This window comes from Acinetobacter sp. GD03645 (assembly GCF_029845285.1).
Lineage (GTDB): Bacteria > Pseudomonadota > Gammaproteobacteria > Pseudomonadales > Moraxellaceae > Acinetobacter > Acinetobacter corruptisaponis.
Genome location: NZ_JAOCLL010000002.1, coordinates 121,587 through 134,893, shown reverse-complemented (window position 1 = coordinate 134,893; position 13,307 = coordinate 121,587). Strand labels below are relative to the sequence as shown.

At 41.9% G+C, this 13,307-nt stretch carries 12 protein-coding genes; 6 read left to right on the top strand and 6 right to left on the bottom strand.

Translation table 11 applies throughout. The annotated features are described in order from the left end of the window. Positions 1 to 51 precede the first annotated feature (51 nt). The 6 genes from bfr to gmk form a co-directional block, all read right to left on the bottom strand. Positions 52 to 516, bottom strand: coding sequence for a bacterioferritin (gene bfr, locus N5J47_RS02160; protein WP_279958685.1), 465 nt, complete (start codon positions 514 to 516; stop codon positions 52 to 54). 239 nt (positions 517 to 755) lie between these two features. Continuing rightward, positions 756 to 950, bottom strand: a complete 195-nt coding sequence (locus N5J47_RS02155) for a bacterioferritin-associated ferredoxin (protein WP_004678751.1) — start codon at positions 948 to 950, stop codon at positions 756 to 758. A 220-nt stretch (positions 951 to 1,170) separates the two neighbouring features. Beyond that, the gene (locus tag N5J47_RS02150) at positions 1,171 to 1,554 is read right to left on the bottom strand and encodes a RidA family protein (RefSeq protein ID WP_267980760.1); all 384 of its coding nucleotides are present in this window, start codon (positions 1,552 to 1,554) and stop codon (positions 1,171 to 1,173) included. 164 nt (positions 1,555 to 1,718) lie between these two features. Then, on the bottom strand, positions 1,719 to 3,827 hold the full coding sequence (locus tag N5J47_RS02145; protein ID WP_279958684.1) for an HD domain-containing protein: 2,109 nt from the start codon (positions 3,825 to 3,827) through the stop codon (positions 1,719 to 1,721). 206 nt (positions 3,828 to 4,033) lie between these two features. Further along, complete coding sequence (gene rpoZ, locus N5J47_RS02140; protein ID WP_004678747.1) at positions 4,034 to 4,312, bottom strand: DNA-directed RNA polymerase subunit omega; 279 nt, start codon at positions 4,310 to 4,312, stop codon at positions 4,034 to 4,036. Positions 4,313 to 4,397: 85 nt separating this feature from the next. After that, the gene (gmk, locus tag N5J47_RS02135) at positions 4,398 to 5,021 is read right to left on the bottom strand and encodes a guanylate kinase (protein ID WP_279958683.1); all 624 of its coding nucleotides are present in this window, start codon (positions 5,019 to 5,021) and stop codon (positions 4,398 to 4,400) included. Between the two features lie 102 nt (positions 5,022 to 5,123). Between gmk and ispH the strand changes: the two genes are divergently transcribed. From ispH to N5J47_RS02105, 6 genes are all read left to right on the top strand, one after another. Further along, positions 5,124 to 6,074, top strand: coding sequence for a 4-hydroxy-3-methylbut-2-enyl diphosphate reductase (gene ispH / locus N5J47_RS02130; protein WP_279958682.1), 951 nt, complete (start codon positions 5,124 to 5,126; stop codon positions 6,072 to 6,074). Between the two features lie 140 nt (positions 6,075 to 6,214). After that, complete coding sequence (locus N5J47_RS02125; RefSeq protein ID WP_279958681.1) at positions 6,215 to 6,718, top strand: GspH/FimT family pseudopilin; 504 nt, start codon at positions 6,215 to 6,217, stop codon at positions 6,716 to 6,718. After that, a complete protein-coding gene (gene pilV, locus N5J47_RS02120) occupies positions 6,718 to 7,263 on the top strand; it encodes a type IV pilus modification protein PilV (protein ID WP_279958680.1) in 546 nt (181 codons plus the stop codon). Before N5J47_RS02125 ends, pilV begins: the two co-directional genes overlap by 1 nt. Then, positions 7,263 to 8,267, top strand: coding sequence for a PilW family protein (locus tag N5J47_RS02115; protein ID WP_279958679.1), 1,005 nt, complete (start codon positions 7,263 to 7,265; stop codon positions 8,265 to 8,267). Before pilV ends, N5J47_RS02115 begins: the two co-directional genes overlap by 1 nt. Continuing rightward, the gene (locus N5J47_RS02110) at positions 8,264 to 9,121 is read left to right on the top strand and encodes a PilX N-terminal domain-containing pilus assembly protein (protein ID WP_279958678.1); all 858 of its coding nucleotides are present in this window, start codon (positions 8,264 to 8,266) and stop codon (positions 9,119 to 9,121) included. The genes N5J47_RS02115 and N5J47_RS02110 overlap by 4 nt, the downstream gene beginning before the upstream one ends. Positions 9,122 to 9,143: 22 nt before the next feature. Next, entirely contained in the window at positions 9,144 to 13,304 is a 4,161-nt protein-coding gene (locus N5J47_RS02105) for a VWA domain-containing protein (protein ID WP_279958677.1), read from the top strand. Positions 13,305 to 13,307: the final 3 nt, after the last annotated feature.

The window sequence follows — 13,307 nt, the reverse complement described above, 5'->3', positions numbered from 1 at the left end:
ATGCTAGGCTGAAACCAAAGATTACCTTGGTTTCAGCCTGAAACTGATTGTTTAAATCTGGCTTTGGATATAGTTTTCAATACCCACATTTTCAATGAGGTCGAGTTGGGTATCGAGCCAGTCCCAATATTCTTCTTCTTTCTCTAGGATTTCCTGTACCAAGTCACGGGTAACATAGTCCTGTTGAGCTTCTGCCAGTTCAACTGCCTGTTTAATTGCGACTATATTTTCCTTAACCTTGCGAATATCGCAATTAAGGACTTCTTCTGTATGCTGACCGATATAAAGCTTGCCGAGGTGCTGTAGATTCGGTAATCCCTCTAAAAACAAGATACGTTCAATGACCTTGTCCGCATGCTTCATTTGGCGAATGGACTCTTTATATTCAGCTGAACCCAGTTGTGAGATTCCCCAGTCGTTAAACATGCGGGAATGTAAAAAATATTGGTTGATTGCAGTCAAATGGTGATAAAGCACCTGATTCAGTTGATTAATGACTTCACGATTGCCTTTCATTGCCCTTACTCCAAAAACACCAAGTGATGCCCTAGCAACTAAGGCAATTTATATGATTTTAATCAACAAATAATGATCTGGCGAGTGGTTTATGGAACGGCAAATGAAAATCACAATCAAAAACATCCTGATATTATTATGATTTTTATAAAAAAACCGCTTTGATGAGGAACGGTTAAAGTTCTACAGGAAGCGGTGGAGTCGTAAAATAATAGGTTAAATATAGTTAAAGAAAGAGGTTATGCAGCAACAGAAATACGTGCGGCAATTTCAGCAAGCTCATCACTGATGATGGCGCGAGCTTCTGGAGCACAGCGACCACAGCAGGTGCCTAAGTCGAGTAAATCACGAATTTCACGATAACTTTCAGCGCCATTTGCAACGGCATCCTTGATATCCTGATCTGTGATTCCACGGCATAAACAAACATACATGGGAGTGATCCACAAATATAAATGCGATAATTGATATTATTGATAATTATTATTGTTTGTCAATGAATTTCATTCTAACAAGGGAAATATTATCATTGGGAATTTGAATAAAAAAATATCACCTGAGCGGAAATCCGAGTGCTGCTCGGATTTTCACGCAAGAGTGATGCATAATTTAGGACTAAAATCTTTTAAGTTGAATATTAAACTTATTTTTAATTTATTGATTAATAATAACAATACCATCCATTTCTACCAATGCTCCTTTTGGTAGGCTTGCCACACCAAGTGCGGCACGCGCTGGATAGGGTTGAGCAAAATATTCACCCATGATCTGGTTTACAAGTTGAAAATGGGAAAGGTCGGTCAGGAAAATATTCAGTTTGGCAATATCTGCCAAGCTTCCGCCAGCAGCGGCACAGACCGCCTTAAGGTTGTCAAATACTCGGCGAATCTGGGCTTCAATTCCTTCAACAAGTTCCATACTGTACGGGTCTAAACCAATCTGTCCTGAAAGGTAGAGCGTATTGCCAACCAGAATTGCCTGAGAATATGTTCCAATAGCAGCAGGGGCGTGTTCAGTATGAATAACTTGACGTGACATTAAGCTCTCCTATGTCATTTTTTCTATCTTGCAACCCTGTGACTTTAACACAAAAGTATAGGTGCGAAACTGTTGAATACTGTGTAGTCGTTATTGTTTTCAAATTTTTATTTTTGGTAAATCAGCTTCAATATTTACCTGACATATCTTTGCCTCAAAATACCTTAGCCGACTTTGGCGACGTCAGCCTGCACAATTGGCATATTTAGGCGCTCAATGCGAGGAAAGCCAAAGTGCATACGCAGGTCACGGATGATTTGAGCAATCTGTTTACGGTTGCTGACCACGATATTCACGTAGGTTTTTTGATCATGGGAATCGACTGTTTCCACCCCGATTTTGGCTTTACGGCATTGGTAGATCAACTCTGAAATCTGTTCATCATTCATGATCATATGGATGCAGAGATAGGCACTGAAACGTACATCATCCACTTCTTCAGACTGCCAATGTAGTGGCATGATATTTTCTGGATGCAGGTGTTGTTCATGTAGTAAATTACGACAGCGCGAGCGATGCACGATTAAGCCACGTCGAGATAAATGTCCCTGAATGGGATCACCCAAAACGGGATTGCAGCAGTGCGCATATTTGACATCAACCCCTTCAGTACCCAGGATCAGGCGATCAGATGTCTCATGGTGCTGTGAATGGTAATCTTGTGCAAATAGATGGTTTGCGACGAGTTGGGGCAATAGGTCACCCACCGCAATTTGTTCGAATAGGGTGTCTTTACTACTCAAATGTCGCCATTCTAAAACGTTAATCCAGTCAGTTTGGGAAAGGTCATCAATTGAGCGATGAAATAGTTTTAAAGCACGATTGAGCGCCTGTTGGCCAACCAGACGTTGTTCGTCAATATCCTGTTCTCTTAGCATGTTTTGCAAGGCACGACGTGCTTTCTGGGTATTAATGAAGCTCAGCCAGTCTGGGTTTGGGGTTGCTAGTACATCAGTAATAATTTCGATGACCTGACCACTATGCAACGGGGTGGAAAGAGGGCGAATTTCACCATCAACCTTAGCACCTACCGCATGGTTACCTAGGAACAGGCTTGCGGAATAGGCAAAGTCCACCACAGTCGCACCTTGAGGCAGTTCATGCAATTGTCCATGTGGCGTGTATACCCAGATTTTTTCCTGATGCAGGTAGTCAAGCAAATCGCTAAATGTGGTTTTGGCGCAGTCACTATCAATCAGGGTGTTAAGATTCTGCATGGAGGCCTGAATGGCTGAACGGCAGGCCTGAGGCGCATTTTCCCCCAGTACCACCCCAAAGCGGGCAGCCTTACGCATCAGTTCAGTCTGGATGGTCAATGAAAGTGTGGTTTTTTCACCTTTCAGTTTGATCATTAAGGACTGGTTGCCACCAGGTAAGGGGCGGCGAATATGGTCTTTATATTGTAGAACCTGAAAGTTGTCTTTAAGCGCATCTACCAGACGGTCACAATCTGCAATGCTTTGTAAAATAATTTCAAAGGCATGACTATGACTAAGTTCGTTTAGGTCAATCTCATTTTTTACAAAGTGGCGCAACAGTTCAATATTATTATTTTTCTTTTTAATACGACCTTTCAGGTCATGGCTTTTTAACAAATTAGTTAGTTTCTGTTCCCATACCGCCTGATATTCACAGCGTTTAGGCTTGGTTTCTAACAATGCGGTTTGCACATCATTAAACATGTCCAGATCAAGGTTCTGATAACACAGATGTTCCAGGTTGTCCGCCATTTCATTCATACCGACAAGACGGGCCATAGGTACAAAAATATCAAAGGTTTCCTGTGCAATGCGTGCGCGCTTGTCTGGGCGCAACGCACCCAATGTGGTCATATTATGATAACGGTCAGCGAGTTTAATAATAATGACACGTGGGTCCTGTAAGGTGGCCTGCAGAATTTTTCGGAAAGAGGCTGCCTTGTTATATTCCTTGTCACTGGAATGGCTGAGCTTGGTCACACCATCAACTAGTTCCGCAACCACAGTACCGAACTTCTGGCCAATTTCTTCCTTGGAGAACTCCGTGTCTTCAATCACATCATGTAATAAGGCTGCCATAAGTGTATCCGCATCAAGACGCATATGTGCCAGAATACAGCTGACAGCAATCGGATGCAGAACGTAGGGTTCTCCACTTTTACGGGTGATGCCACTATGCGCTAAATCGGCAAAATCACAGGCAGCAAGCACGTGTTGAACATCACTATCCTTAAGATAGGCATCAATAATCACTTTAAGTTGTTGCTTGGCTTGGCTGACCTCTTCGCCTGGCATAAAACACCTTTTTGATATGAATTAGAATAAAATGACACTAGTCTCTAATGAAAAGCATATTACTAAACTTGTCAATTTGTTCATTATAAAAACTCGTAAATTTTTCCAATGAAGTATATTGCTTTTATCAATATATAAAGCAGTTTTTTTCCAAAACAAAAAAGCCCAGTGTATTCACAGTGGGCTTTATGCAAAGCAAATTCGTTTTAGAAAGTGAAGCCTTCTAAATTTAATGAATTTGTAGACAATACCATATCAAGGTTTGAAGTCTGATAGTCCTGGTCGCGTTGTTTTAGAATCTCTTTAGTGACATGACCCACTGCAATTTCACGTAATGCAACCACGGTTGGTTTGTCATTATCCCATTCTACAGTTGGTTCGATACCTTGACGTGCCAATTGACGTGCACGTTTACTCGCCACCAGTACCAACTCGAAGCGGTTATCTACATGGTCTAAACAATCTTCAACGGTTACACGTGCCATAAGTTGTCTCGTCTGAACATCACATTTGAAAGACTGAGTAGTATAAAAGGCTTTTATGCAAGACTCAAGCCATTCCTGACTAAAGTCAGTCGCGATTAAGCGTAATCAGGTTTGCGATGAGCTGTTGGTGGCGAGCGCTTTGCTGCAAGGTGACCAAGCGGTTGGCAGTGATGATCGCCTCCAAATCATGAACGGCCTTGTTAAAATCGTCATTGATAATCACGTAATCAAAATTTGCAAAATGACGCATATCTTCCACTGCACAGCTCAGGCGGTGTTCAATTACTTCAACTGAGTCTGTACCACGGTTGGAAAGACGTTGTCTTAAATCGTACTGGGTCGGGGGGAGGATAAAAATTTGCTTGGATTCAGGAAAAAGTCGACGCACCTGTTCAGCACCCTGCCAGTCAATTTCGAGTAATACATCGTGGCCTTGTTGTAGTTGTTCTTTTACCTTGGCTTGCGATGTGCCGTAATAATTTCCGAATACGTCGGCGAACTCAATAAAACCGCCCTGTTCAACCTGGGCTAAAAAATGGTCTTTGCTGGTAAAATGATAGTGAACGCCGTCAAGCTCACCAGGGCGTTGGCTTCGTGTGGTGTGTGAGACAGAAACATGCAAGTTGCTGACACGATCGAGTAGGGCTTTAACCAAGGAGGTTTTGCCTGTTCCTGAGGCCGCAGAAACGACAAACAATAGACCCGACATGATATTTTTCCTGATATGATAAAATATCTTGGCTATTGTAGTGTAGCGTGCCATGAAACGAAATAGTTTGGCATAAATATTCAGATGATGAGAGAGGATGTTATGGAAATTGTACTCGCCAATCCACGAGGTTTTTGTGCTGGTGTTGACCGTGCGATTGCCATCGTCAATCGAGCATTGGAATGTTTTAATCCACCAATTTATGTACGCCATGAAGTGGTGCACAACAAGTTTGTGGTGGATGACCTACGTCAGCGTGGTGCTGTTTTTGTAGATGAGCTTGATCAGGTTCCTGATGATTCCATTGTCATCTTTAGTGCACATGGTGTTTCCAAGGCTGTACAGCAGGAGGCGGATCGCCGTGGCTTAAAAGTGTTTGATGCAACCTGCCCACTCGTCACCAAGGTTCATATTGAAGTGACCAAGTACGCGCGTGAGGGTACTGAAGCGATTCTGATCGGGCATGAGGGGCATCCTGAAGTTGAAGGAACGATGGGGCAATACGATAAGTCCAGAGGTGGAGAGATCTATCTGGTTGAGGATGAACAGGATGTTGAGGCCTTAATGGTGAGACATCCTGAAAAAGTGGCATTTGTGACCCAAACAACACTCTCGATTGATGATACGGCCAAAGTAATTGATGCCCTAAGAACCAAGTTTCCAAAAATTCAGGGGCCACGTAAAGATGACATCTGTTATGCAACGCAGAATCGTCAGGATGCAGTACGTGATCTTGCAGAAAAATGTGATGTCGTATTGGTCGTGGGTTCGCCAAATTCATCCAATTCAAACCGTTTGCGTGAACTGGCTGAACGTATGGATAAATCAGCTTATTTGGTTGATAATGCGGATGAACTTGAAAAAGATTGGTTTAAGCCAGACAGTAAAATTGGTGTGACAGCTGGTGCATCTGCACCTGAAATTCTAATCAAGCAGGTCATTCAGCGTTTACAGGATTGGGGAGCGACCCCTCCTCAAGAGCTTCAAGGGCGAGAGGAAAATATCACTTTTAGCCTACCTAAAGAGTTACGAATACAGGTGATACAGGCCTAATTTGTATAGAAAAATGTGAACTTAAAACGGATGGACGACACTCCATCCGTTTTTTTATAATTCTTATCTGCTTTGTATTGGTTCTGTAAAAAATAAATTTAATATAGAGTAAGGAATTTTAAAAGAGTTGGGTGTAGGCGATGGGGAAAAATCGGGGATTCACCTTAATCGAGTTGATAGTGACAATTGCTATATTGGCGATTATTGTGACATTGGCTGCTCCATCTTTTGGCAATATGATGACAGAGCAAAAGCTCAATGCATCGACACGTGAATTAGCCCTTGCAATTAATCAGGCAAAATCACAAGCCGCAATGATGAAAACAACTGTAGCATTATGTCTAAATAAAACGAATACAGATAATGATTTTACCAAAGACAAATGTGCAACAGCAGTTGTACTTCCTGGCTATGCAGCCATGTCAGCAGCAGAAAAAGTAAAAGCACAACAAAATCGTGTAATTTCTGTGCAGATTGATTCACTAATCGTAGTTGAATCTACAAGTGCGGTAGGAGTTCTATTTACTGAAATAGGTAGTACCACTACAGCAACAACAATATTTAGTTTCTGTAAATCAGGCAAAAAAAGAGAAATAAAAGTAACAAGGTTTGGAAATGAGAAGCCAGTTGAAGGAACATGCTAATGAATCTCAATAATAGATATCAAAAAGGGGTGGGGTTGATCGAAGTATTGGTTGCTTTGCTACTACTTGCTGTTGGCGTGTTGGGATATACCATTTTACAGCTTAGAGCTGTTGATGCTTCTGGTGAGGCTTTAATGCGCTCTCAAGGAATCATGGTCTTGCGTGGGTTGACAGAGAATATGCGAGCGAACCCTGCTGCTCAAAATAATTATCCAGTTGCTGTAAGAAACTATACCAATATAACTTCGACACCTACAGCCCCGACAAAAACCTGCCTAAACCCATCTATAACCTGTACTCCAGCAGAAATGGCAACCTATGATGCTTTTTTGACAGCAAAAAATGCCTTTGATCTTGGCATGAATATTACTATGGATATTTGTCCTGGAGTTACGTCTGCGCCAGTAAAAAGACAATGCCTATATGCCGCTTGGGGGGATACTACAATTAGTGCAACTAACATGGCTGCTGATGTAAGTAAATGTATGAGCGCGACGGGTGTATATGTAAATAGTTCTAACTGTTTGATGATGGAGGCATATTAATGAAAACTCCATATACTGTTTTTCATAGATCAATGCAGCAACAAGGTTTTACCCTGATTGAACTCATGGTCGCTTTAGCATTGGGGTTGGTTATCACAGCCGCAGCTATACAACTTTTTACTGGAGGGCTATTGAGTTCTAGAATGCAAGAAGCAAATGCGGAGTTGCAAAATAGTGGTGTATTTGGTTTGGATTATGTAGTGCGTGATATTCGTTTAGCCAATTATACCAACATTAATAATCCAGCACTAACTGAACAAACTCCTTGGGGGGGGGTTGTATTAACTGCCCGTACTGGAGCAGGAACAAATGTTAACCTTCCAATTCCAGACAAAGCGCCTTTTATCTCAAACGGTTTACTCACACATAGCGTAGGGTCAACTGAGGCTGCCAGTACAGTGAAGAATGAGTGGCGCGGCCTCTCAAATGTTGATTTGTCAAGTGATCAACTCACGATTCAATTCATTGCACCAAATGCAATGGTCAATTGTGAGGGAGCAAACGTGCAGGAGGGCGATTATGTGATTCAGCGTTATTTTTTACGCCCTGCTGATGATCCTGATAGTACAACAAGCACAGAATATGGCTTGGCTTGTGATGCAAATACTCCCGTATCATCAAAACCAGACCCACTAAAAATCGTACCTACAGGTTTCGGTGATGCAGGTCAGGTGATTATGCCACGAGTTGACCACTTTACGATACAGCTTGGTACACGGGCGGCAAATGGTAACCTTGCCTATTATACAGTGAATCAGTATCGGACCCTTGCAGCTGCAGCGCGTGCGGCTGCTCCTCCTACAGTTCCACCTCGAATTGTTTCTGTAAAACTGGGGGTGTTGGTTCGTTCTGTGGACAACACTCGCAATAGTGCAATTGATCCCACCCAAAAAATTGATATTTTAAATCAAAAAGTCGAATTAAAAGATAAAGATACCAAATATGCACGTCGTGTATATAGTACCACGGTTGCGCTTCGCAATGGTTTGGGAGAAAGACTATGAAGTCCAGGACAATATCTCGCCATCAACAACAAGGCGCAACCCTGATTGTTGTACTGATTCTATTATTGCTCATTACGATTATTGGTATTATTGCAATACGTACAGCCATTACTTCACTCAACATTGCAACTAATAGTCAAATTGGGCAACTATTGGTACAGACAGGTGATACTCCTACGAACCAGTTCCTTAATGTGGCAGATTATAAAATGCTTAATGGGGTTGATATTGTGATTGGGGCTGCAGTAAAGGAGCATCAAACTGCACCTGGCAAAGAATATATTTTTTGCTATAAACCTACATCAAATCAACAAATGGCTGCGAGTATGGATGCAACGGTTTTAGTTCCTCCTGATGCAAATGCTGTTTGGGATACCAAGGCGACTATAGATTCAACGCAAACGAGTCGAAATGGCTTTTGTAACTTGGAACAGGATTTTGGTAGCGCACGTGAAGCTGTGGTGACTCAGGTTGCTGTCAGAATTCCGACTGATGCAGACAAAAGTTTGGAGGCTGGCGCACTTTTAGAATCTGGCGGTGATTTATCTCTCAATTCAGTTGCACAGAATAGTAAAACACCAGTTACACGGGTACGGATAACAACCACGTCGATTTTACCAAGTTATGCAAGCGCTGATTTGGCTACAGTACAAAAAGACTGTATTGGTGGTGCCTCATCGGTAGGCTATATCAATGACGCCTTGGACGAGGGAGTGGCAGGTACGACTGGTAAAAGAACGGTGGCAGATTGTTTGGCAAGTTATGGTATTCCTGTCAATGTGCAAGTACAGGAAATCATTTTGCGTGAACTTGAACCTGAAAACACTTCACCAGCATCGGCATGGTCACCATGATCATAAAAATTGGAGAATGATGATGACAAAATTAAAAAATAGGTTAATTCCAAAAAATCATACTCGTCATGTTCAGCATGGTGTGTCGTTTATATGGGCGTTTACGGGAACCATGTTGGTTGCTTCATCCATTGTGCAAGCAAGTGATTTGCAGATTTATGCAGTGCCGACCGCAGGTAAAAAAACCATTGTAATGATGCTGGATACTTCTGGATCAATGGCGTACACGGATTCAGGTCAAACGGGAACACGATTAGCCCGTTTAAAAACAGGAATGAACACCTTTCTTGATAGTAATAATCCTATATTGGACGAGGTACGAGTCGGTTTGGGGCATTACTCTGTAGGTGGAGATGGAAAATCTAGTCGTATCCTTGTCAAAGCTGAAAAATTAGGTCCTGTAGGTTCTACTCAGCGTACAGCTTTAAAAAATGCAGTAAATGGTTTGACTGCAACAGGCGGTACACCAACAGCTCATGCTTATGCGGAAGCTGCCGCATATTTGATGGGGACTTCCACACGAAGTGAAGCTGAGATACAAAAGGATTTATATAAAAAGATCACGACCCAGGTTTTTGATAAATATGAATGTCAAAATAGTTCAAGACCTTATTTGAATTCTGCAAATAATATTTGTTATCAATATAACACAGGTTTTTCTGGTAGTTATCAAACTGCTTCAAATGGGAATTACGAGTGTACACAATCCCCATATCTTTATTTAAGGAATACAAGTAGATGTTATAACCAAGCAAGTGGTGGTAGTTATATAAATGCTACGCGGCCTAAGGTATGTAATAGCAGCTCCTATCCATATTTAGATACAACAACCAATAGGTGTTATCAATACCAGAATTTTTCTGGTAGTACCCAGAATGCAACAGCGGTCTATTTACCTGTAGATACTTATTACAAATGTTTGACTTGGCGGACAACAGATTTTACCAATGGTGTTCAATATTGTGGCACTGGTTCAACAAGTCAAAGAACAAGTACGAGTACTTCTTATTGGCAAAATTTGGGTAGCACAGAGCCTTCAGATTTTGCTGGAGATGGTAATGAAACTGTTTCAGGTGTTGTTTATTCTTATACTTTAGAAATGCAGTTAGGACCAAATGCAGATAGTGGTTTTGACAGCTCAATTGCCGCATCTAAAGATGGTCTAAAATATATCTCTCCTTTACCTCCAGAGGCTGATCGTGTCAGTTGTGATGGGCAAGGTGTATATATTTTATCTGATGGTGCTGCTAATGGGACAAGTACCACAAGATCGACTTCTATTATGAAAGCTGCCTTGGATACTAGTGGCTCAGGATTTAATTGTTCTGGTGGTCTAACAGATGCAAATGACCCTGATGGAAATGCTGGTGGATGGCATTGTATGGGAGAATTTGCAAAAAGACTTTTTGATAAAACAACGAATCCTGCTGGAGTTTCAATCCAAACAGCATTTGTTGGGTTTGGTAATGATATGAATAGCTTGAGTGCAGGATATGTAAAACGTGCCTGTGCATTAAGTTCAAGAACTCAGAGTGACCGTACAGGTAATGACTCCTGTTCACCAGGACAAGGGAGTAATGCTGTAGATGCTCCTGGTTATGGTAATGGTGGTTTCTTTACCACTCAAAGTGCGCAAGGGGTCACCGACAGCGTAATTGCTTTTATTAATAACCTGGGAGCCGCGCCCCTCGAGCCATTAACCACTGGGGCTATTTCTGTCCCTCTTGATGACTTAAATCCCTCTGGGTTACAGCCTTATGGATATTTGCGTGCTTTAGAGCCAAACCCACAAAGTAATAAGGCAGTTTGGACAGGAAACCTGAAAAAATATAAAGTGGTTTTAACAGGCACAGATGCAGGTAAATTTGCCGCAGCGAACGGCACCACCTTGGTCTATGATAAATATGGTGCATTTAATACCAATACCAAAGACCTTTGGAATAATGCCAGTGCCTATAAAAACACCAGTTATAATGATGGTGGCATTATTAATTTAGGTGGTGCTTATTCAAAAGTTCCAATGCCAATCAATGGGCAGAATCAAGATTTAACCAAGAATCCGAAAGAATACGCACTTACTGCGACACCTAATGCCTTACGTACGCTATTTACTGATGTCGCTGCAACAGGTGGTGCAACACTGACAGGTGCAGCAAATGGTACAAGTTTGTTACGTATTCCAGAAAGTGGCGCGCCAACAACTGGAGTGGCGGCTTATGTTCTAGGTAAATTTAGTACGCAAGCCATACTTAAAGATTTCCCATTAATAGTGAAGCAAAAATTACTGAATTATTTGGGTTATGCTGTGCCACTAGATGAAACAGCAACCGCTTTGCCAAGTTCATTGGTTATTCCAAATACCCCTAATTTGGCAATGGGAGGAAGTATTCACTCGTTCCCTATCCAATTAACCTATTCAGGAACATTGGATGCAACAGGTAAACTGACTAATATCCGTAGCCAATCAGTGCTGTATGGCACAATGGATGGTGGTTTGCATATTGTGGATAATGAAACGGGTGAGGAGCAAATGGTATTTGTTCCTGCTGAATTGCTCAAAAATACCGTTGCTTCAAAAGCATTGGTAAAAGGGCAAGACGATGTGAATGCACCTGTACATGGTTTGGATGGTGCATGGGTTGCCGATCCTGCCTATAAAGCCCAAAAGTCTAGTGGGTCAGGTGACAGTTTGATGAAAGCACGTCAAATGAATGTCTATGGTGGCTTACGCATGAGTGGTGAAAGCTATTATGGTTTGGACGTACTAGATCCGAAAACGCCGAAGTTATTATTTAGGGTTGGGCGAGATCAAAGTGATTTCAATCGTATGGGACAATCATGGTCTAAGCCTGTACTGACCAATATTCGTTATAATAATAAGATTACTCGTGTGATGATTGTGGGTGGCGGTTATGATCAATGTTATGAGAACCCTCGTTTCGAGTTTGGTAAAGTATTGTCTACTGTGACCAATGCGAGTGGCGCAACTGTCCCAAGTGATTTCCCTGACGCATCTTGTGATAACCGTACAGAAGCAAAAGGAAATGCGGTTTATATTATTGATGCACAAACAGGTAAACGTTTGTGGTGGGCAAGTAGCTCAGCAGGCGCGGATACATCTAATACTAATATGAAGCATAGTATTGTAAGCCGTATCAGTGCAATAGATCGTGATGGTGATGGTTTAACGGATCACCTTTATTTTGGTGATTTAGGTGGCCAGGTATTCCGTGCAGATCTGAATAATACCATAGGAACCACAGCAGCAAACTTTGGTAAGCGGGTAGTACGTTTAGCGAATTTAGCAACAACTAATACAGGGTCAGCCCTGACACTTGGAAAAAATCCACGTTTCTATGAGGCTCCAACAGTGACGATTCACCGTCAGGACGCATATACTTTTATATTGGTAGGTTTGGCATCAGGAAACCGTAGTACGCCATTGGATGTTTATCCAACTATTGGTCGTGATGGTATGCTGCCAAGTACTGCACTTACAGATCGTTTAGTGAACAACGTCTATGGTGTCATTGACCGTGATTTTGCTAAAAAGAATCTGATTACTGAAGAAAAAAATGCAGATGGGTCGGCTTTTGCTTTATCAACAAAGGATAAAACCTTACTAAATCTACAAAAAGATCCTCAAAAACTCACAGGTAATATTCCTGCGGTGTTTATTGGTGCAACGGCAACCAAAGATGGATGGTATCGTTCATTATCAAGTAAGAGTAACGGTACAGAAACAGCGCCAGGCTTCCGTGTTGCAGGTGGGATGAAAGCTTTTGAAGAGCCTCTTGCAATTGCAGGTAATTTAATTGTTCCTGTATATGATCCTCAGGGTACGGGTATTGCACCACAAAATCCATGTTTACCTCGTGTGGTAGGTGAGACAGATCGTCAGGTATTTGGTATACCATTTGGCGTGTATTTGAAGTCAGACAATACAGCTGATAGTGGTGGTAGAGAGCAATATACAGGTTTCTTAACAACAACAACTGGTTGTCCAGGAGGCGTTTCGGAGTGTAATGCAACACCAATTGGTGGAGGGATTCGGGGTATTGCTCTTGTTCCAAAAGGAGGAACAGGAAATGTCTGTACGAAAGGATTGTCTGCTGGCCCTGGTGAGTGGGATTGTATAGGACAGATTAACCCAACACGGTGGTATGAAAAATGGATCAAATAAATA